At 73.0% G+C, this 19,739-nt stretch carries 17 protein-coding genes, 1 pseudogene and 1 riboswitch; of the genes and pseudogenes, 7 read left to right on the top strand and 11 right to left on the bottom strand.

Annotation, left to right across the window (positions count from 1 at the left end; translation table 11 throughout):
• Nucleotides 1-30 precede the first annotated feature (30 nt).
• Together O7619_RS05555 and O7619_RS05550 are read left to right on the top strand one after the other, a co-directional pair.
• The gene (locus O7619_RS05555; RefSeq protein ID WP_282286119.1) at nt 31-2,073 is read left to right on the top strand and encodes an ATP-binding domain-containing protein; all 2,043 of its coding nucleotides are present in this window, start codon (nt 31-33) and stop codon (nt 2,071-2,073) included.
• 91 nt (nt 2,074-2,164) lie between these two features.
• A complete protein-coding gene (locus tag O7619_RS05550) occupies nt 2,165-2,725 on the top strand; it encodes a hypothetical protein (protein ID WP_282286118.1) in 561 nt (186 codons plus the stop codon).
• Between the two features lie 12 nt (nt 2,726-2,737).
• On the opposite strand, the gene O7619_RS05545 is transcribed toward O7619_RS05550, so the two are convergent.
• The 4 genes from O7619_RS05545 to O7619_RS05530 are packed head-to-tail and all read right to left on the bottom strand — an operon-like array spanning nt 2,738 to nt 4,961.
• A complete protein-coding gene (locus O7619_RS05545; RefSeq protein WP_282286117.1) occupies nt 2,738-3,337 on the bottom strand; it encodes a hypothetical protein in 600 nt (199 codons plus the stop codon).
• Between the two features lie 4 nt (nt 3,338-3,341).
• Entirely contained in the window at nt 3,342-3,695 is a 354-nt protein-coding gene (locus O7619_RS05540) for a YbaB/EbfC family nucleoid-associated protein (RefSeq protein WP_282286116.1), read from the bottom strand.
• A gap of 9 nt (nt 3,696-3,704) precedes the next feature.
• Nucleotides 3,705-4,631 (bottom strand): WXG100 family type VII secretion target, encoded by a 927-nt coding sequence (locus O7619_RS05535; RefSeq protein WP_282286115.1) that lies wholly within the window; start codon nt 4,629-4,631, stop codon nt 3,705-3,707.
• A gap of 9 nt (nt 4,632-4,640) precedes the next feature.
• On the bottom strand, nt 4,641-4,961 hold the full coding sequence (locus O7619_RS05530; protein ID WP_282286114.1) for a type VII secretion target: 321 nt from the start codon (nt 4,959-4,961) through the stop codon (nt 4,641-4,643).
• A 281-nt stretch (nt 4,962-5,242) separates the two neighbouring features.
• Between O7619_RS05530 and O7619_RS05525 the strand changes: the two genes are divergently transcribed.
• Entirely contained in the window at nt 5,243-6,001 is a 759-nt protein-coding gene (locus tag O7619_RS05525; RefSeq protein WP_282286112.1) for a VOC family protein, read from the top strand.
• Between the two features lie 85 nt (nt 6,002-6,086).
• Here the strand turns inward: O7619_RS05525 and O7619_RS05520 are convergent, their stop codons facing one another.
• From O7619_RS05520 to O7619_RS05505, 4 genes and pseudogenes are all read right to left on the bottom strand, one after another.
• Entirely contained in the window at nt 6,087-6,866 is a 780-nt protein-coding gene (locus O7619_RS05520; RefSeq protein WP_282286110.1) for an ABC transporter ATP-binding protein, read from the bottom strand.
• On the bottom strand, nt 6,863-7,894 hold the full coding sequence (locus tag O7619_RS05515; protein WP_282288689.1) for an iron ABC transporter permease: 1,032 nt from the start codon (nt 7,892-7,894) through the stop codon (nt 6,863-6,865). The genes O7619_RS05520 and O7619_RS05515 overlap by 4 nt, the downstream gene beginning before the upstream one ends.
• A 122-nt stretch (nt 7,895-8,016) precedes the next feature.
• Entirely contained in the window at nt 8,017-8,949 is a 933-nt protein-coding gene (locus O7619_RS05510; protein ID WP_282286109.1) for an ABC transporter substrate-binding protein, read from the bottom strand.
• Nucleotides 8,950-9,055: 106 nt separating this feature from the next.
• A riboswitch (cobalamin riboswitch) is annotated at nt 9,056-9,151 on the bottom strand.
• Between the two features lie 123 nt (nt 9,152-9,274).
• Nucleotides 9,275-10,588 (bottom strand): annotated as a pseudogene (locus O7619_RS05505) (M14 family metallopeptidase); the annotation flags it as partial.
• A gap of 206 nt (nt 10,589-10,794) precedes the next feature.
• On the opposite strand from O7619_RS05505, the gene O7619_RS05500 reads away from it, so the two are divergent.
• A complete protein-coding gene (locus O7619_RS05500) occupies nt 10,795-12,117 on the top strand; it encodes a C39 family peptidase (protein WP_282286108.1) in 1,323 nt (440 codons plus the stop codon).
• A gap of 61 nt (nt 12,118-12,178) precedes the next feature.
• Here O7619_RS05500 and O7619_RS05495 read toward each other — a convergent pair whose 3' ends face one another.
• The 3 genes from O7619_RS05495 to mqnE are packed head-to-tail and all read right to left on the bottom strand — an operon-like array spanning nt 12,179 to nt 14,082.
• On the bottom strand, nt 12,179-12,451 hold the full coding sequence (locus O7619_RS05495; RefSeq protein WP_282286107.1) for a DUF4229 domain-containing protein: 273 nt from the start codon (nt 12,449-12,451) through the stop codon (nt 12,179-12,181).
• A 24-nt stretch (nt 12,452-12,475) separates the two neighbouring features.
• Entirely contained in the window at nt 12,476-12,904 is a 429-nt protein-coding gene (locus O7619_RS05490) for a hypothetical protein (protein WP_282286106.1), read from the bottom strand.
• Nucleotides 12,905-12,912: 8 nt separating this feature from the next.
• On the bottom strand, nt 12,913-14,082 hold the full coding sequence (mqnE, locus tag O7619_RS05485) for an aminofutalosine synthase MqnE (protein ID WP_282286105.1): 1,170 nt from the start codon (nt 14,080-14,082) through the stop codon (nt 12,913-12,915).
• Between the two features lie 232 nt (nt 14,083-14,314).
• Between mqnE and O7619_RS05480 the strand changes: the two genes are divergently transcribed.
• The 3 genes from O7619_RS05480 to O7619_RS05470 all read left to right on the top strand — a co-directional run bounded on the left by O7619_RS05480 (nt 14,315) and on the right by O7619_RS05470 (nt 19,695).
• Nucleotides 14,315-15,979 (top strand): C40 family peptidase, encoded by a 1,665-nt coding sequence (locus tag O7619_RS05480; RefSeq protein WP_282286103.1) that lies wholly within the window; start codon nt 14,315-14,317, stop codon nt 15,977-15,979.
• Between the two features lie 109 nt (nt 15,980-16,088).
• Entirely contained in the window at nt 16,089-17,672 is a 1,584-nt protein-coding gene (locus tag O7619_RS05475; RefSeq protein ID WP_282286101.1) for a hypothetical protein, read from the top strand.
• A gap of 193 nt (nt 17,673-17,865) precedes the next feature.
• Entirely contained in the window at nt 17,866-19,695 is a 1,830-nt protein-coding gene (locus O7619_RS05470; protein ID WP_282286100.1) for a DEAD/DEAH box helicase, read from the top strand.
• Nucleotides 19,696-19,739: the final 44 nt, after the last annotated feature.

The raw sequence follows: 19,739 nt of genomic DNA, 5'->3' as shown, positions 1-19,739 counted from the left end.
CGAGCATCATGTTGAGCCTGGGAGTTCACCGTGCCCGCACCGCAAAGCGACGCCACCACCCTCGACGACGAACTCGCCACCGAGCGCGCCCACCTGGACACCTCCCGCTCCGCGCTGCGCCGGATGCGGGAACGCGCCGAGTCGCTCTTCGCCACCGGCGACAAGGTGGCCGGCGACGCGTACACCGCCGAACAGCTCGGCCGGCACATGGCCCGGCGGGTCAAGGAGCTGGCCGACGACCCGACCACCCCGCTCTTCTTCGGCCGGCTGGACTTCGGGCCGGACGACCCGGACCACGCCGGGCGGGACTACCACGTCGGGCGGCGGCACGTCACCGACGAGCGGGGCGAGCCGCTGGTGCTGGACTGGCGCGCCCCGGTCTCCCGGTCGTTCTACCGGGCCAGCGCCCGCGACCCGCAGGGCGTCGCGGTGCGCCGCCGGTTCGGGTTCCACAACGGCGTCCTGACCAGCTTCGAGGACGAGCGCCTCGACCGGGGCGAGGAACTCGGGACGGCCAGCCGGATCCTCACCGCCGAGATCGAGCGCCCCCGCGTCGGCCCGATGCGGGACATCGTCGCCACCATCCAACCCGAGCAGGACGAGTTGGTCCGCGCCGACCTGGCCGACTCGATCTGCGTGCAGGGCGCGCCGGGCACCGGCAAGACGGCGGTCGGGCTGCACCGCGCCGCGTACCTGCTCTACCTGCACCGGGAACGGCTGCGCCGCTCCGGGGTGCTGATCGTCGGACCGAACCGGGCGTTCCTGTCCTACATCGCGGCCGTGCTGCCCGCGCTCGGCGAGGTGGAGGTCGAGCAGGCCACGGTCGAGGATCTGGTCGCCCGGGTGCCGGTCCGCGCGGTCGACGAGCCGGCCGCCGCCGCGCTCAAGCACGACATCCGGATGGCCGAGGTGCTGCGCCGCGCGGTCGAGGCCCACATCGGTACGCCGACCGAGCCGATCATGGTGTCGGACGGCTCGTTCCGCTGGCGGATCGGGCTCGACCCGCTGCACCGCCTGGTCGCCGAGACCCGCGCGGAGGGCCTGCCGTACGCCACCGGTCGGGAACGGGTCCGGGCCCGGCTGGTCGGCCTGCTGCAACGCCAGGCCGAGGCCCGCCGGGCCGAGTCGCCCTCGGACGCCTGGCTGCGCCGGATGAGCCGGAGCAAACCGGTCACCGACCTGCTCGACGCGGTCTGGCCGGCGCTCACCCCGGACGGCCTGCTGCACCGGCTACGCACCGACGCCGAGGCGCTCGCCGCCGCCGCCGACGGGCTGCTCACCGCCGAGGAGCAGGAACTGTTCCGCGCCGGCAAGGTCGGACGCACCGCGAAGGCGACCCGGTGGACCGCCGCCGACACGGTGCTCCTCGACGAGGTGGCCGGGCTCCTGGAACGGCCCGCCGGCTTCGGCCACGTGGTGGTCGACGAGGCGCAGGACCTCTCCCCGATGCAGTGCCGGGCCATCGCCCGCCGCAGCGAGCACGGCTCGATCACGCTCCTCGGCGACCTGGCCCAGGGCACCGCGCCCTGGGCCGCGACCGACTGGCGGGAGTCCCTCGCCCACCTGGGCAAGCCGGACGCCGCGGTGGTGCCGCTGAGCGTCGGCTTCCGGGTGCCCGCCGCCGTGGTGGCGTTCGCCAACCGGCTGCTGCCCGTGCTCGCCGTCGACGTACCCCCGGCCCGGTCACTACGCAACGACGGCGCGCTCGGTGTGCGTACCGCCGAGGACCTGACGGCGGCGACGGTGGCCGAGGTGCGGGCGGCGCTGGCGCACGACGGCTCGGTTGGTGTGATCGCGGCCGACGACACGGTGGACCGGCTCCGCGCGGCCCTCGCCGCGGCGGGCGTCGAGACCGCGACCGCCGACGACGTCGAGGCCGCGGCGCGCGTCACGGTGGTCCCGGCGACGCTGGTCAAGGGCCTGGAGTACGACCATGTGGTGGTCGTCGAGCCGGCCGCGATCGTGGCCGCCGAGCCGCGTGGCCTGAACCGCCTCTACGTGGCGCTGACCCGGGCGGTCTCCGGGCTGGCGGTGCTGCACCGGGAGCCGCTGCCCGCGCCGCTGGCCGGCTAACCGAACGGGCACTCGGCGGCACCTGTCGGCTCTGCGAAACACCACCGGACGTCACTGGCCGGCACCAGCACCTCGACCATAACCTGTGTCAATGTCCGACTCGATGGCACGCGCTGTGATCGCATCCATCACATTCTCCAGCATCGCTTTCTTCGCCTTTGTGATCATCATCGCGGTCGTCGGATCATTTCGAGAACAATCACGCGAGCGCCTGCTCGCCGAGCAGTATCGCAGCGTGCACGCCCAGGTCCTGAATGCCGTCGAGCAATTGCAACCGGACACACCTCCACCCGCGCTCGAAGAGGAGATCGCCGAGGTTTCGGCGACGCTCTCCGACACCGTCGGCCGGCTCCGGGACATCAGCGCCAAGGCTCAGGCGTTCGAAACCGAGGTGCGGGATCTGGTGAGGCGTGCGGATGCGGCACAGGCCACCGCACAACTGAACGAGGCTCAAGCCAGCAAGATCGCCATGTTGCTCACCACGCGCAGCGAAGAGAAGCTGAAGGAGGAGATCGAAAGACTGACCGTCGCTCACGAAAAGCAGATCGAGGGGCTGAAGCGATCGAACAGCAAGAGCACCTGGCTGACCTTCACACTCGGCGCTGTCCTCGGCTTCCTGCTCAACTTGCTCTCGTCATTCCTCGTCGGATGACGGAGGCATTCTTCAGTCGGAAAGGGCGTCGGCGACGACGCGCAGCGGCCGGCCCGACTCGGCGATCGGGACGGTGAAGGCGAGCCAGGAGCCGTCGGCGAAGTCGAACCGCAGGCGCTTGGGGTTGAGCCGGTGCCAGCCCACCCGGGCGGAGGCCACCTCGGTGCGCGCCGCCGACCAGACCACCTCGGTCTCGGCCAACGCCCGCTCCTCGTCGTCACGCCCGGCCAGGAGCTTGACCGGGCCGGTGCGGCAGACCAGCAGCCGCCGGTCGGTGGCCACCAACACGGTTTCCCGGACCGCGCCGTCCGGCCGGGGCGGGTTGAGCGCCCGGTGCAGCCGGGACGCCGCCGAACCGGGCGCGCCGCGGCCGGCGATCCCCCAGCCGACCAGGTCGACCAGGCGGTCGCCGCGGTCCCAGGTGGCAAGCGGCACGAGCACGTTGAGCAGCACCGATCCGACGGTCCGCCGGCCCGGCGCGGCGGTCGACGACGGCTCGGGCGGCGGTGGCGGGGTGAGACCGCCGCCGACGTCCGCCTTGGCCAGGGCCAGCACGCGCTCACCCGGCTCGACGAGCCGGCCGATCGCCTCGCGGTATCTGGTCTCGTCCATCGGCTCAGTATCGATCGTGGCCGTAGCCGTCGTCGGCGCGGCGTTCCGCGGCCGGGGCGGCGCCCATCACCTCGCCGACGATCTCCCGCACCCGGGCGGCGGCGGCCTCCTGCGCCCGGTTCGCCGCGGCGGTGAACTCCTCGGCCAGCGTGTAGGAGTCGAACCGCATGGCCCGCGCGTTGATGTCGGTGGAGAGGATCCGGCCGTCGGCGGCGGCCACGACCGTGACCAGACCGGAGTCGCTCGCGCCCGCGGCGTTGCTCTGCTCCAGCTCGGCCATCCGCGCGCCGAGCTCACGCTGCCACCCGTCCAGGTTGCGGGCCAACGCCTCGATCCGGTCCAGGGCCGGGAACGTCATGGCTGCCTCTCAGTTCACGATCGAGTCGAACACGTTCTGCACGCCCTTGGTGTATGGGCCCAGGTCCTCGCGGTAGGTGCCGTCCACCAGGTAGTTGCGATCCTTGTGGCCGTCGGAGACGTCGTGCAGGCCCACCCCGGTGTCGAGCAGGGCGCCGCCGATGCCCGGGATGTTCACCGGGGACGCCTGGTTGATGGCGAACTTGCCCGGGAACAGGATGGCGGCGCGTTTCATCTTGAACGCGAACGCCTCCTTCGTGTAGCCGGACTTGTTCCACGCCTTGTACGCCTTCTTGGCCTTACGCAGCTCCATCACCAGCTTGCGGTAGCGGGTGAGCAGCTCGGCGACCTTCTCCAGCTTGGTGACGAGCTTGGTGAGGATCTCCGCGAACCGGGCCACGATCTTGACCATGCGACCGACCGTGGTGGCCAGCCGGGCCAGCACCCGCACCACGGTCGCGGCGAGCGTAACCCCGGCGCTGAGCGCCGCCGCCACCGCCGCGATGATCACCTCGGTCAGGAACCAGAGCAGGAACTCCAGGATCAGCTCGACCAGCAGGTTGAACGCCTCCACCGCCGCGTTCGCGGCGTCGACGAGCACCTCCTTGGTGCCGTCCAGCCCCTTGGCCAGCTCCTCGATCGCCTCCTCGACGGACTCCATCGAGGCGTGGAACTTCTCCGCCGCGTCGCCGTCCCAGGCGCCGCGCAGCCGGGCCCGGTCGGCGACCTGGTCGCCGGCGATCCGCCGCACCGCCTCGCCGGTGGTCAGCGCGAGCTGGGCAGCCTGCATGAGGTCGTCCGGCTCGCCGGCGACCAGCTCCAACAACTGCTCGAACGGCCACAGCACGGCGTTGGAGAGCGGCTTGAACGGGTCGGGCGTGCCCGACACGATCTGCTCGAAGTAGGTCTTGTTGCGCGCAAGCGCCTCGGTGCTCATCCCGCCCCCTCAGGCGCCCGGCGTGAACATGTCGGTGGTCGCCACGTCCGTGCCGGTGTAGGCGTCGGCGGTGTCGGTCAGCCCCTCGGCGATGTCGGCCATCACCTCGGCGCCCTCGTCGAGCCCCTGAAGGCACGCCTCGAACTGCTCGGCGTACGCGGCGGCGAGGCTGAACGACGCGGGCATCACACCGAAGGAGTGCCGGGCCACGTGCCCGTCGCGGAATGCCCGGTGCAGCTCGCGGAACCGGGTGGCCCGGTCCCGGGAGGCGGCGGCGAACGCCGTCAACGCCTCCGGCTGGACGTCGAGATCCCTGCTCGGACTGGTCACGGACCCTCCCCAGTGTCCGGTCGGACAACACCGCCGCCGTCGACGGCGCCCCCAGACTAGGGGATGCACCCCCCTCCACAGGGGGCGGTGCGGGTGACGTGGGCAGGGTCCACGATCCCGGCCCCGGCCGCCGCGCCCCGGGTGCCCCTGCTCGTCGCGGTCGCCGGTCGGGCCCACCTTCAGCCGACGTTTTGTCCGGTTCCGGCCCGGCGGCCGAGCCGGCGGTGCCACGATGCCGGCAGGGCGGGCCAGCGGGACCGCTCCCGGCGAGAGGGGTCACCGTGAACGGCGTCGAGCCCGGCACACCCTGCTGGACCGACCTGGCCACGCCCGGCCTGGAGGACGCGAGACGGTTCTATCCGAAGCTGTTCGGCTGGACCGGACGGATCTCCACCGTGCCCGACGCGGAGGGCTACACCGTCTTCCTCAAGGACGGCCGGGCCGTCGCCGGTGCCGGCCCACCGGCCACGCCGGACCAGGTGCCGATCTGGTCGACGTACGTGGCGACCGACGACACCGACCTGGTCGCCACCCGGGTGGAGGCCGCCGGCGGGCAGGTGCTGGTGTCGCCGTTCGACGTCAGCGGGCAGGGGCGGATGGCGGTGCTCGCCGACCCGGCCGGCGCGGTGTTCAGCGTCTGGCAGCCGATGGCGATGCGCGGCGCGGAGTTGTTCAACGCGCCCGGCGCGATGTGCTGGAACGAGCTGGTCACGCCCGACCCGGACGGGGCCAGGGAGTTCTACGCGCTGGTCTTCGGCTGGCACGCCGAGGAGCGAACGGCCGGGCCGATCCCCTACGTCGGGTGGCGCTGCGGCGCCCGCATCGTCGCCGGCATGCTGCCGCCGGCCGAGCCCCTGCCCGCGGACCTGCCGGCGTACTGGACGGTCTACTTCGCGGTGGAGGACACCGACGCGACCGCGGCCCGGGCCGCCGAGCTGGGCGGCACCATCCTCGTCCCGCCCCGGGACAATCCGGCCGGCCGCGCCGCCGCCCTGCGCGACCCCCAGGGCGCCCTCTTCTCCATCTCCACCCTCCGCTGAGGTGTAAGGAGGGGGCCCCTTTTAACGCATTCGGTAGAGGCGGGGGCCCCTCTTAACACCACCTGTTAAAAGGGGCCCCCGCCTTTCACCTCCGGCGGAGGGGGACCACGTGGGGGCCGTGCGGGCCAGGGATCACCCGGACGTGGGCGCGGTAGTGGCGGGCCAGGAGCTGCTCGGTGAGCACCTCCGACGGTGGACCGGCGGCAGCCACCCGGCCGTCGGCGAGCAGCACCAGACGGTCGGCGTACTCGCCCGCGATGGAGAGGTCGTGCATGGTGGCGAGCACGGTCAGGTCGTGCTCGCGGCGGAGCTGGTCGACCAGCTCCAGCACCTCCTGCTGGTGCCCGATGTCAAGCGCGCTCGTCGGCTCGTCGAGCAGCAGCAGCGTGGCGCCCTGGGCCAGCGCCCGGGCCAGGAACACCCGCTGCCGCTCCCCACCGGAGAGCGTGGCCAACTCGCGGCGGCCGAACCCGCCCAGGTCGAGCCGGTCCAGCACCTCGTGCACGGCGGCCAGGTCGGCGGCGGACTCCCGACCCAGCGGCGGCATGTAGGGAGTGCGCCCCAGCAGGACGTAGTCGAAGACCGCCATGCCGGCCGGCACCACCGGGGACTGCGTCACGGTGGCCACCACCCGGGCCCGGTCGCGGCGGCGCAGCGCACGGATCGGCGTACCGAAGAGGGTGACGGCGTCCGGCGCGGGCAGCAGGCCGCCGACGGCGCGCAACAGGGTCGACTTGCCGGCGCCGTTGGGTCCGATGACGGTGACCCATTCGCCGACCGCGACGGTCAGGTCGATGCCGGCCAGGACCGGGGCTCCACCCAGCTCGATCCGCAGGCCCCGGACCTCGAGCGCCGCCGCGCTCATTGCCCGACCCGGCGGGAGGTACGCAGGATCAGCACGAAGAACGGGCCGCCGAGCAGCGCGGTTACCACGCCGATCGGGATCTCGGCGGGCGCGGCGGCGGTCCGGGCGACCACGTCGGTCAACGCCAGGAACGCGCCGCCGAAGAGCATCGACAGCGGCAGGATCACCCGGTGGCTGGAACCGGCGAGCAGTCGTACGGTGTGCGGCACGATGATGCCGACGAAGCCGATCAGGCCGGACGCGGAGACCGCGGCGGCGGTACCAAGCGAGGCGGCGACGATCAGCAGGTAGCGGGAGCGCTGCGGATGCAGCCCGAGGCTGGTGGCCTCGTCGTCGCCGACCGAGAGCACGTCCAGCTCCCGCCGGTGCGCCAGCACCACCACGGCGGTGAACACGAAGTAGGGCAGGACCAGCCACACGTCGTGCCAACCGGCGGTGGCCAGCCGGCCAAGCAGCCAGGAGTAGACCTGCTGGATGTTGTCGGAGTGCTGTTGCAGCAGGTAGGTCTGCCCGGCGGAGAAGAACGCCGAGACCGCCACCCCGGCCAGGATCAGTACGGCCGGGGAGCGGTCCCGCCCGCCGGCGATGCCGAGCAGGTACGTCATCGCGACCGCGCCGAGCGAGCCGACGAACGCGGCGAGCGGGATGGTGACCGGCAGCCCGGTGAGCGCCCCGCCTGCCCCGGCCCCGAGCACGATCGCCACGGTGACCGCGAACCCGGCCCCGGCGGCCACCCCGAGCAGGTACGGGTCGGCCAGCGGGTTGCGGAAGACGCCCTGGTAGCAGCCGCCGGCCAGGGCGAGCAGCGCGCCGACGAGCAGGCCGAGCACGACCCGGGGCAGCCGCAGCTTGGTGACGATGGCGATCTCCCGCTCGGTGAGCCCACTGTCCAGGTGCACCCCGGGCAGCAGGTTGAGCAGTTCGGCGGCGACGCTGCCGGGCGGCAGGCTGACCGGGCCGAACGACACGCCGGCCACCAGCGCGACGAGCACCGCCGCCAGGCCGGCGAGCAGCCAGCGTTTGCGCAGCCCGGCCGGCCGGGCCGGGGTGTCGGCCCGGGCTGCGCGACGTGGGCGGGGAAGCCGGCCGGCCGGCCGGGGCCCGTCGGGCGTCCCGGCCGGCACGGGGTCCACCGGTCGTACGGCCACGGTCAGGCCGGGACCTTGGCGGTGGCGTCGACGATCGTCCGGAGCAGGTCGACGACGCGCGGGCCCCAGCGGGAGGCGATGTCGTCGTCGAGCGCCACGATCTGGTTGTTCTTCACCGCGGTGACGCCGCCCCAGCCGCTGCGCGCCTTGACCGTGTCCGCGCTCTGCTGGCAGCACTTGGTGTCGGCCAGGAAGACGAAGTCGGGGTTGGCCTTGACGATGAACTCCTGGGAGAGCTGCGGGTAGCCGCCGCTCTTGCCGCCGGCGTCGGCCGGGTCGGCGATGTTCTCCAGCCCGGCGAGCGCGTAGATGGTGCCGATGAAGGTCTTGCTCGTCGCGCTGTACAGCTCCGGACCCAGCTCGTGGTAGTAGGTCAGCTTCTCGGCGCGCGTGGGCAGGTCCTTGGTGAGCGCCGTGATGTCGTCCTTCATCTTCCGCACCACGGCCTCCGCCTCGGCCGGGTGGCCGGTGAGCGTGCCCAGGTCGGTGAGCTGCCGGTAGGTGTCGTCGAGCGTGGTCGCGGCCGGCGCGAGCAGGACCGGGATCTTCAGCGCCACGAGCTGGCTGACGATCTTGTTGGTGTCGTTGGCGAGCACCACCAGGTCGGGGCTCTTCGCGGCGATCGCCTCGGCGTTCGGCTGGTAGCCGGAGAGGTCGGTCTTCGGTGCATCGGCCGGGTAGTTCGACTGGTCGTCGACGGCGGTGACCTGCTTTCCGGCGCCGATGGCGAAGAGTATCTCGGTCGAGGTCGGCGACAGCGAGACGATCTTCTCGGGGCGCGTGGACAGCGTCAGGTTGCCGACGCTGGCGGGGAAGGCGCCGCCGGACGCGCCGGTGGCGGGGGTGTCGGTCGAGGTCTTCTCGGCACAGCCGGCGAGCAGCATCGCGCCGGCCGCGAGCGCGGCGGCGAAGAGCCGAGGGGTACGTCGGGTCATGGTCCTCCTGTCGGTCGAGGAGCGTGGTGCTTCGCCGACAGGTGGAAAGGCCCGTCCGCGAGGCGCCCTTCCTCGAGAGCGCGTGTCGCGACCGGGCCGCAGGCGACCTGGCTCGTCCCACGTCCGTCGGCGCCGGCGGAGAAGGCCGACGCCGCGCGTACGGGGCATCACAGTTGCGGGACAGCGCCGGTTTCGCACCGGCTTCGCTGTGGCACGGTCGGTGTCACGGTAGCGCATGACCAGCGGAGATCACCCGGACGGGAGGGGGTGGGTGGGGACCCCGGCGGGGGTGGAACCGGGGTCCCCACCACGGGTGGTGAGGTCAGCAGTACTGGCTCTGCTTGCCGATCGCCCGGTAGGGGCAGTCGGCGTACTCGGACAGCATCAGCACGGCGTCCCGGTTGCGGGCGGTCTGCGCCGGGATCACCTCGTCGGGCGGGTAGAAGCCGCCGCCGGAGGCCGAGCCGGGGTACATCTCGAAGGTGTACGCCCAGATCTTGTGGCTGCCCCACATCCAGTCGATGCTGGTGCCGTCGGCGATGTAGAGGTCGCTCGACTGTTCCGGGGTGTAGCCGTTCGTCGCCGCCATCTGCTGGCCGATGGTGGCGAAGGTGTTGTACTGGTCGGCGGTCATTCCGGTGGCGGTGTTGCTGTAGGTGTAGCCGTACGGCCAGAGCACCAGCTGGGAATAGGTGTGGAAGTCGATGTTCGCTTTGATCTGCTGCACCCCGCCGACGACCCGGCTGTTGACGAAGTCGCGCAGCGCGGCGGTCTCCGGGGCGGAGAAGGCGGACGGGCCGCGGTAGGTCTCCGACGACTTCACGCGGGACGAGCCGCCGCAGCAGCCCCACTGGTAGCTCCAGTTGCGGTTCAGGTCGGTGCCGACGTACGAGGAGCCGCTGTTGGGTTGGCGGTTCTTGCGCCACGAGCGGTAGGAGCCGGTGGCGATGTCGTACTCGCTGCCGTCCGGGTTGACCGTGGGCACGATCCAGATCTCCCGGGAGTTGACGATGTTCGTGATCCGGGAGTCGCTGCCGTAGTTGTCGGTGAAGAGGTTGAGCAGGTAGATCGCCATCTCGACGGTCAGGTGCTCGCGGGCGTGCTGCTGCGCGTTGAACAGGATCTCCGGTTCGTTCTCGTCGGTGCCGACGTTGTCGGAGATCTTCACGGCCATCAGGTCCCGGCCCTGGTAGGACGTGCCGATGCTGAGCTTGCGGGCGATGCTCGGGTGGTCGGCGACGACCTGGTTCACCACCGCGGTCAGCTCGGCGTAGTCGTGGTAGTTCGAGTCGGCGGGCGGGAAGGCGTACGTGGTCGCGCCGCCGGCAGGCGCCGGGGCGACGTCCTTCTCCAGCCGGAAGCCGAGCCGGGTGATCGCGGCGGCCTCGGCGGTGGTGGCCGTGACGTGCAGCACACCGTGTTCGGAGTAGTCGATCGCGGCGCCGGTGCGGGCGACCGCGGTGCGGTCGGCGACGGTCCGCGGGCCGAGCACCCGGTAGGCGACGGCGGCCGGTTGCTCACCGGGCCGCTCCGGGGCGGGGCGGGCGGCGGCCGGCCCGGCGACGGCGGTGACGAGGGTCAGGCCGACGGCGGCGGCGAGCGCCAGCCGGCGGCGGAGCGGGAGCGCATGGAAGGCCATCGACAACCTCCTCGGGGTACGGGAGATCCCGTTGTCCGCACACTCCACCAGCAGTTACATGGTCATATCAACATTCATCTTTATCTAGGTCCATCCCGGCCGGGTCCTCACATCGGCAATGATTTTCCATGGCCGAACATCTGGCGAAACTTCCCGCCAGGCGCGACAGTGAACGGCGACGATGCCGCCTCCGGAGTGGAGCTGTCATGTTCGGAAGATCCCTGCGCACGGTCGCCCTCGCCGGCCTGACCGCGCTCACCCTCCTCGGCACCACCGCACCCGCCCACGCGCACGGCCACCGACCGGGCGTCACCCACGACGAACAGATCACCTTCCAGGAGTTCTCCCGCTATCCCGACTGGCGGAGCGGCTCGCACCGGGGCACCCGCGCCCTACCGGGCCGGGACCCCGCGCTGACCATCGGCCGCGCCGCCGGCACCACCGAGTTCACCGACGAGCACACCGGGACCACCCGCACCTGGGAGTACGCCACCTGGACCTCGCCCGAGCGGCGGATCGGGTTCGACGCCACCGAGCTGGTCGCGTCGTGGAACGCCAGCACCCCGGCCGGCACCTGGATCCAGGTCGAGCTGCACGGCACGTACACCACCGGGGAACACACCCCGTGGTACGTCATGGGCCGCTGGGCCTCCGGCGACCAGGACATCAAGCGGGCCACCCTGGACGGCCAGGGTGACCCCTGGTCGAGCATCTGGACCGACACGTTCTCCATCGACGACGCCGCGGCCGGGGTGCTGCTGCGGTCGTACCAGCTCCGGCTGACGCTCTACCGCGCGCCCGGCCAGGCCGCCGCGCCGCGGGTCCGGATGCTCGGCGCGATGGCCTCGAACGTGCCGGACCGGTTCACCGTCACGCCGAGCCGGGGCGGCATCGCCTGGGGCACCGAGCTGGCCGTGCCCCGCTACTCGCAGAACGTCCACGTCGGCGAATACCCGGAGTACGACGGCGGCGGCGAGGCATGGTGCTCCCCCACCTCCACCGAGATGGTGGTCGAGTACTGGGGGCGCAAGCCCTCGGCCGAGGACACCGCCTGGGTCGACCCGGCCTACGCGGACCCGACCGTCGACCACGCCGCGCGGATGACCTACGACTACGAGTACGAGGGCGCCGGCAACTGGCCGTTCAACACCGCGTACGCGGCCGGCTTCCCCGGCCTGGAGGCACGGGTCACCCGGCTGCACTCGCTGGACGAGGCGGAACGGTACATCAAGGCCGGGATCCCGGTGGTCACGTCGCAGTCGTTCCTGTCCGAGGAACTGGACGGGGCCAACTACGGCACCTCCGGGCACCTGTTCGTGATCGTCGGCTTCACCGCCGACGGTGACGTCATCGTCAACGATCCCGCGTCGTCGTCCAACGAGGCGGTCCGCAACGTCTACAAGCGCGAGCAGTTCGAGCAGATCTGGCTGCGCACCAAGCGCTACCGCGCCAACGGCACGGTGGCCTCCGGCTCCGGCGGCATCGCCTACCTGATCAAACCCACCAGCCGCCCCTGGCCGCACCTGTGAAAGGAGGGGGCCCCTCTTAACGCCTGGCGTAGAGAAGGGGCCCCTTCTCACCACCGCGCAGCTAGTTCGGGTTCGGGGGCTCGGTGGGCTGGTCGTCACCGGCGAGCGCGGAGCGCAGCCGGTCCTTCTCCGCGCGACGACGCTCCGACGCCTCCGCCATCTCCCCGGCCATCTCGTCCCGCCAACCCTTGAGCAGGAAGAACGACAGCGCGGCGGAGAACACGAGCGCCAGCATCAGCCGGAGGAAAACGTTCATGTCGACGAACCAGAGGGCCGCCAGCACGGCGACGAACAGCCCGATCCGGCCCAGCGTGTACTTGACGGCCGCGCTCATGCCAGCATTCCCACTCTCCGCGCCTCAGCCCGTCCGCCGGGCCAGCCAGTGCACGCCATGAAACCAGATGACCGCGTAGACCACGGTGAACACCGCCGCGGCCAGCGCGCCGGTGAACAGCGCCGGCAGCCCCGCGGCCAGCCCGGCCGCCAGCAGGCCGGCGAGGACGCCGACCGCGATCCCGACCAGCGCGGCCACCACCCGGGCGGCCCCGAACTCCCAGGCCCGGAAGTCGTCCCAGAACAACCAGAGCGGCAGGATCACGGCCAGCCAGCCGTTGGTCCGCCCGAACCCGCCGGCGCCCACGGCGGCGAACGCCCACTCGAAGAGCAGCAGCGCCAGCACCCCGATCACCAGGCCGGCGAGCGTCACGCCGAGCAGGTCACCGAGGGTGAGGATGCGCCCCTCGGCGTCGCGCCGGGGAAACGCGCGCTGCTGCCCGTCGGTGCTCATCCCCGGGGTCAGGCCCAGACCTGCTGCGGCTCGGAGCGGCGCTCGGCCATCGACGGGGCGGCAGCGTACTCGCGGACGGTGTCGTAGCGGGTGTTCCGCTCCACCGGGCGGAAGCCGGCGTCCCAGATCAGGTGGAGCAGGTCGTCCCGGTGCATGGTGTTCGGCGTGCCGTACGAGTCGGCGTCGTGAGTGATCTTGTATTCCACGACCGAGCCGTCCAGGTCGTCCACGCCGAAGTTCAGCGAGAGCTGAGCCACCGAGAGCCCGTGCATGACCCAGAAACACTTCACGTGCGGGACGTTGTCGAACAGCAGCCGGGAGACCGCGAACGTCTTGAGCGACTCGGCCGGCGAAGCCATCGTGGTGCGCGCCTGGATCCGGTTGCGGACCTTGCCGTCCGCCGAGTCGACGAAGTCGTGCTGGTAGCGCAGCGGGATGAAGACCTGGAAACCGCCGGTCTCGTCCTGCAGCTCACGCAGCCGCAGCACGTGGTCGACGCGGTGCCGGGGCTCCTCGATGTGGCCGTAGAGCATGGTCGACGGCGTCTTCATGCCCTTCGAGTGGGCCAGCCGGTGGATGCGCGACCAGTCCTCCCAGTGGCAGGCGTGGTCGACGATGTGCTGGCGGACCTCCCAGTCGAAGATCTCCGCGCCGCCGCCGGTCAGCGACTCCAGCCCGGCGTCCATCAGCTCGTCGAGGATCTCGTCGGCGGTGAGCCCGCTGATCTTCTCGAACCACTGCACCTCGGTCGCGGTGAACGCCTTCAGGTTGACCTTCGGCAACGCGGCCTTCAGCTCGCGCAGCACCTTCGGGTAGTAGCGCCAGGGCAGCGTCGGATGCAGTCCGTTGACGATGTGCAGCTCGGTGAGCTGCTCGTCCTCCATCTCCTTGGCCTTGCGGACCGCCTCGTCGATCCGCATCGTGTAGGCGTCCTTCTCGCCCGGCTTGCGCTGGAACGAGCAGTAGGCGCACGACGCGGAGCAGACGTTCGTCAGGTTGAGGTGCCGGTTGACGTTGAACATCACCCGGTCGCCGTTCAGCTCGGTCCGCCTGTGGTGGGCCAGCCGGCCCAACCAGGTCAGGTCATCGCTGTCATAGAGGGCGATGCCGTCTTCGCGGGTCAGCCGCTCCCCCGCGTAGACCTTCGCTTCGAGCTCGCGCTTGAGTCCGGCGTCCATCCGACAGCCACGTCCTTCCACCTGGGGTCCGGATCGAGCGTACGTCGCGGCTCGGACGGACCGCCGACGCGGTCGGGCCGCAGCGACGCAGTTCACCGGCCGTCACCCTCCGCACATCGACATCGCTGCGTCGGTGAGGTAAGACAAAGGTGGGGCGGAACACACCACCTTTGTCTCTCTGTCCCATCACGCCCACGACACGTGGCGCGTACCAGACCGGACGGGGAGCGGAATGGTCCACAGCACCAAGGCCCGACGGCGACGGCGACGGGCCCCGGTGATCTCACCGGTGCTCCGACCGGCGCTCTGGTCCGCCCTGCTCGGGGCGGTCGTGGCCGCGGCGCTCGCCACTCCCGCCTGGGCCGATCCACTGCCCGACACCGTTCCCCGCACCGGCTCCCGGCCGCAGGTCACCGGCACCCTGCAACTGCCCGTCGCGCCTGGCGCCGTCGCCGGCCGCCCCGGCACCGTCCTGGGCCTCCCCGGCGCCACCGTCCCCGGTGCCGTGCCGGGTGCCACGGCCGGCGTCGGGAACCCGGCCGACGGGCCGCTGATCGCGCAGATCAACCAGGTCGACGGCCGGGTCGCGCAGCTCGGCGACGACCTCCTCCGGATCAAGGGCGAGCGGGACGCGGCCCAGGCCGAGCTGGTCGTCGCCGCCGGCCGGCTCAAGGAGGCCCAGGACGCGCTCGCCCGAGCCCAGGAGAACGCCAAGAGCGCCGCCACCGACGCGGTCAAGGCCGATGCCGCGCTGCCGACCGGCAACTTCGGCTCCAGCCTGCGCGAGTTCGCCGACCTGCAACGAATCACCCGGGGCGACAAGGCCGAGCGGGCCACCACGTCGGTGACCGGTGAGCTGCTCCGCGCCAGCAGCGACGAGCGGGTCGCCCGCGAGGCGCACGCCTCGGTGCAGCGGCGGGTCACCGAGAAGACCGCGGAGTTCACCCGCGTCGAGACGGATCTGCACAAGCAGGAAGCCGCACTGCTCAAGCTGCGCCGGGACAATGCCGCGAAGCTGCTCGACATCGAGCGTCGGGAGGACGCCGCCGAGCAGCGGCTCGGCAACCCGTACGTCATCAACCAGAGCATCAACGGCCTGGTCGCCGATCCGCGGGCGCTCGACGCCGTGCGCTACGCCCTGGCCCAGCTCGGCGATCCCTACCTCTGGGCGGCGGAAGGCCCGGACCGGTTCGACTGCTCGGGCCTGATGCTCGCCTCCTACCGGTCGGCCGGCTACCGGGGCCTGCCGCGGGTCTCCCGCGACCAGTACTTCGCGACCCGCTCCCGCACCGTCAACCCCAACGCGCTGCTCCCGGGCGACCTGCTCTTCTTCGCGTCGAGCAGCAGTTGGACCAGCATCCACCACGTGGCGATGTACATCGGCAACGGCAAGATGGTCGAGGCGCCACGGACCGGCGACGTCGTGAAGATCTCCGTGGTCCGCTGGTCTCGGCTCTACGCCGCGACCCGGGTGGTCGGTGCCATCCCCGCCCCGGCCACGCCCGTGCCGGCGCCGACCGTGCCGACCAACCCGCCGAAGCCCAAGCCGACGCCGACGCCGACGAAGACCGCGACGCCGAAGCCCTCGGGCACCCCGAAGCCGACGCCGACCACGTCGAGCCCGTCGCCCACCCCGTCGACGAGCGCCACGCCGACCCCGACGCCCAGCCCGTCCGACACGCCGAGCCCGACGCCGAGCCGCACCGCCACCGCCGCGCCGACCACCAGCTCGGCGAAACCGACCGAGAGCGCCGCCGCGCCGACCACCAGCGCCGCGAAGCCGACCGAGAGCGCGGCGAAGCCGACCGAGAGCGCCGCCGCGCCGTCGAGCAGCGCCGCCAAGCCGACCCGGAGCGCGACCGGCAGCCACTCCGCGAGCCCGAGCAGCGCCGGCTGACCCAACCGTCCGCTCCGGCTGTGCTCCCGGGCCGGAATGTGGCACGGTGAGATCCAGGCACTTCCGGCCGGCGGCACGGTCGGGGGCGAGCGTGGGTGCGGAGGGCGAGATGGGCGAGCACGAGGTTCCGGCGGAGACGGTCCACCCGGGACCCGCAGCCGACCCCGCGGGTGACGCCGACGAGCAGCCGGCACCGGTGGCCGTGGCGCGGGCTCGGGTGAGCGTGGCCGGCTCGGCGGTGCCGCCGCCGTCCGGCGGGGAACACCCCGGTCCGCCGGCCACCGCCACCACCTACCGGGCCGGTGCTCCGGCGGCGAGCGCGCCGCCGCTGGACCGGCGCCGTCCCGGTGCGACCGTCCCGCCCACCAGTTGGTCCGCCTTCGCGGCGGCCGAGCGCCCCGCCGCCGTGTCCCCACCCGACGACGGTGACGCCGGTAGCCCGGCACCCGCGTCCAGCCAGGCCACCGGGATCTCGGAACGACCGGTCCCCGCCGCGTCGGCGTCGGAGTCGTCCGCCGAGGCTCCGGCGCCCGCCCCCGGCCACACCGACCACCCGGCCGCCGCCCTCGGCGACGCCGACTCCTCGGGGCCCGGCGACGCCGCCAGCCCGGCGCCCGCCCCCGGCGACGCCGTGGCGGGCACGGCGGGTGGCGACCGGGCGGCGGGTACGACCGGTGGCGACGCCGCGGTGGGTACGACCGGTGGCGACGCCGCGGCGGCGTCCCGGGTGTCCGGTTCCGTCCGGGTACCCACGCCGCGCGCGGAGGCGGAGACCTCGCCGGCCCGGGCCAGCGCCTCGGTGCCCGGCCTGAGCCGGGTGTCCGCCGAGGAGGTCGCCGCCTCGGTGCCAGCCACTCCCGCCGCCGCGAAGGTCTACCGGGCCGGCCCGGTCAGTCCGGAGCCGCCGGAGCCCGCCCAGCCGCCGGAGCCCGCGCAGCCGCCGACACCGCGCGGCCCGGAGCCCGAGCCGGAGCCGACCCCGGTCCCGGGGCCCACGCCCCCGTCGCCGGCTCCCTCCGAGCCGGAGCCCCCGCTGCGCCCGACGCCCCCGCCGCCCGGGCCGCCGGCGCCCACGCCGGCACCGAATCCGCCCGCGCCCACGCCGGCGCCGAATCCGCCCGGGCCGATCCCGCCGGTGCCCGGGCCGCCCGTACCGCCACCGGGGCCGCTGGTGCCGCCGGCGCCGCCGCCTCCCGGTCCGATGCCCGCGCCGCCGTTCCCGCCGCCGCCGGCGATGGCCGACGCGCCCGGGTCGCCGTCCGGAGCGCAGCCGGCGTGGGTCGCCACGTACACGTCGACCACACCCCCGCCCGCCGCGCCCCCGCCGCCGGTGGTGCCGGCACCGGCGCTGCCGACCTGGCCGCCGCCGGCCGCCCCCGCGCGGGACGCCTCGGCGGCCCGTCCGGTACGCCCGCAGTCGGGCGCTCAGGACCTGGCCGGAACCGCGTACGGCGGCACCGAGGGTCCCGGCTTCGCCACGATCTCTTTTCCGCAGGGCAGCCCGTCGGAGAACTCCGGTTCGCTGACCGGGCACATCCTGGCCCAGGGCTGGTCGGAGGACGCGCCGACCGCCCGGTCCAGCAACACCAAGGTCATCATTGTGCTGGCCGTGGCGCTTGCCGTGTTGATCGCGATCAGTCTGCTCGTGGTCTTCCTGGCCAACGACGCATTGAGCGGGCTGACCGGCGGCTGACGGGGTGAGCCCGCCCACTACCGCCGCGCGCTGCGGTGGCCGTGTCGGTGGATCGCCGTACACTTGTCGGGATCACTGACCTGGCGCGCCGACTGCGCGCGCCCATGGGCGATCTTGCGGGCGATTCGGCGGCGTGACTGTGCTGCGGCGGGCCATCGCGAAGATGCGCCCCCGCTCGCTCGAAAGGCTTTTCTTGACCACGTTCGCTGCCTCCGGCACGTCCCCGTCCACCGACCCGGCCATCGAGCCGGCGACCGACGCCCCCGACTTCGCCTCGCTGGGCCTGCCCCGGCGGCTGGTCGAGGCGCTCGCCCGCCAGGGCATCACCACCCCGTTCGAGATCCAGCGGGCCACCGTCCCGGACGCGCTCGCCGGCCGTGACGTGCTCGGCCGGGGTCAGACCGGCTCGGGCAAGACGCTCGCCTTCGGCCTGCCGGTGATCGCCCGGCTCGCCGAGCGCAACCGGGCCCGTTCGCTACACCCCCGTGCCCTGATCCTCGTTCCCACCCGCGAGCTGGCCATGCAGGTCAACGACGCGCTGGTGCCGCTCGGCAAGTCGATCGGCATCTTCCTGAAGACCGCGGTCGGCGGCGTGCCGTACGACCGGCAGATCGACGCGCTGCGGCGCGGCGTGGAGATCGTGGTGGCCACGCCGGGGCGGCTCGGCGACCTGATCGCGCGTGGCGTCTGCCGGCTCGACGACGTCGAGGTCACGGTGCTGGACGAGGCCGACCAGATGGCCGACATGGGCTTCCTGCCCGAGGTCACCGAGCTGCTGGCGAAGACGCCCGCGGACGCCCAGCGCCTGCTCTTCTCGGCCACTCTGGACAACGACGTCGACACGCTCGTCAAGCGGTTCATGACCGACCCGGTCACCCACTCGACCGCGCCGGCGACCGCCGCCGTGTCCACCATGGACCACCACATGCTGCTGATCCCGCCGCACGACAAGTTCGCGGTCACCGCGTCCATCGCCGCCCGGGACGGCCGCACCATGGTCTTCGCCCGTACGCAGCTCGGCGTCGACCGGCTGGTCGAGCAGCTCACGGCGGTCGGCGTACGGGCCGGTGGCCTGCACGGCGGCAAGACCCAGCGGATGCGCACCAAGACCCTCGCCGAGTTTCGCGAGGGTCGGATGAACGTGCTTGTCGCCACCGACGTGGCGGCCCGGGGCATCCACGTCGACGGGGTTTCGCTCGTGCTGCACGTGGACCCGCCGAAGGACCCGAAGGACTACCTGCACCGGGCCGGCCGCACCGCCCGGGCCGGCGAGTCCGGCGCGGTGGCGACTCTGGTCCTGCCCAAGCAACGCCGGACCACGCTCGCCATGCTGGAGAAGGCGGGCGTCGACCCGGCCCAGGCTCGGGTGCGTGCCGGCGACGAGGCGCTGGCCGAGCTGACCGGCGCGCGCGAGCCCAGCGGTGTGCCGGTCCGCGAGGAGCCGGAGCCCCGCCGCGGCGGGCGCGGCTACGGCGACCGGGACGGCCGCGGCTACGACCGGGGCGGACGCGGTCACGGCGACCGGGGCGCGCGCGGCTTCGACCGCGGCGGACGCGGCTACGGCGACCGGGACGGCCGCGGCGAGCGGCGCTTCGGCGACCGGCCCACCGGCGAGCGCGGATACGGCGACCGACCCACCGGCGAGCGCGGATACGGCGACCGACCCACCGGCGGGCGCGGATACGGCGACCGACCCACCGGCGACCGGCGCTTCGGCGAGCGCGGATACGGCGACCGGCCGGCCGGCGAGCGGTTCGGCAACGACCGGCGGGACGACCGGCGGCACGACACGCGGCCCACCGGCGGGCGTGGCTTCGGCGAGCGCCGCCACGACGACCGCCCGCAGGGCGAGCGGCGCTTCGGCGACCGGGACGGCAGCACCGAGCGGCGCTTCGGCGACCGGGGTGACTTCCGGCCGGCCGAGCGTCGGGGCGGGTTCCGCTCCGACGGGCGGGCTCGGGACGACCGGCCGCGTGACGAGCGGCGCGGTTTCGGCGGGCGCCCGCCGGCCCGTACCCACTGATCCTGGGCACACCGTGAACGCCGCCGTCGAGCATCCGCTCGACG

The sequence above is a fragment of the Micromonospora sp. WMMD998 genome, from assembly GCF_029581235.1.
Taxonomy (GTDB): domain Bacteria; phylum Actinomycetota; class Actinomycetes; order Mycobacteriales; family Micromonosporaceae; genus Micromonospora.
The sequence above is the reverse complement of the archived record's forward strand: the minus strand, read 5'-3'. Positions and strand labels throughout refer to the sequence as shown.

Bases quoted from the DNA above. Each gene is read 5' to 3' on its own strand.
- O7619_RS05550 (WP_282286118.1), top strand. From the start codon at position 2,165: ATGTCCGACTCGATGGCACGCGCTGTGATCGCATCCATCACATTCTCC.
- O7619_RS05545 (WP_282286117.1), bottom strand. From the start codon at position 3,337: ATGGACGAGACCAGATACCGCGAGGCGATCGGCCGGCTCGTCGAGCCG.
- O7619_RS05540 (WP_282286116.1), bottom strand. From the start codon at position 3,695: ATGACGTTCCCGGCCCTGGACCGGATCGAGGCGTTGGCCCGCAACCTG.
- O7619_RS05535 (WP_282286115.1), bottom strand. From the start codon at position 4,631: ATGAGCACCGAGGCGCTTGCGCGCAACAAGACCTACTTCGAGCAGATC.
- O7619_RS05520 (WP_282286110.1), bottom strand. From the start codon at position 6,866: ATGAGCGCGGCGGCGCTCGAGGTCCGGGGCCTGCGGATCGAGCTGGGT.
- O7619_RS05510 (WP_282286109.1), bottom strand. From the start codon at position 8,949: ATGACCCGACGTACCCCTCGGCTCTTCGCCGCCGCGCTCGCGGCCGGC.
- O7619_RS05500 (WP_282286108.1), top strand. From the start codon at position 10,795: ATGTTCGGAAGATCCCTGCGCACGGTCGCCCTCGCCGGCCTGACCGCG.
- O7619_RS05495 (WP_282286107.1), bottom strand. From the start codon at position 12,451: ATGAGCGCGGCCGTCAAGTACACGCTGGGCCGGATCGGGCTGTTCGTC.
- O7619_RS05490 (WP_282286106.1), bottom strand. From the start codon at position 12,904: ATGAGCACCGACGGGCAGCAGCGCGCGTTTCCCCGGCGCGACGCCGAG.
- mqnE (WP_282286105.1), bottom strand. From the start codon at position 14,082: ATGGACGCCGGACTCAAGCGCGAGCTCGAAGCGAAGGTCTACGCGGGG.
- O7619_RS05480 (WP_282286103.1), top strand. From the start codon at position 14,315: ATGGTCCACAGCACCAAGGCCCGACGGCGACGGCGACGGGCCCCGGTG.
- O7619_RS05475 (WP_282286101.1), top strand. From the start codon at position 16,089: ATGGGCGAGCACGAGGTTCCGGCGGAGACGGTCCACCCGGGACCCGCA.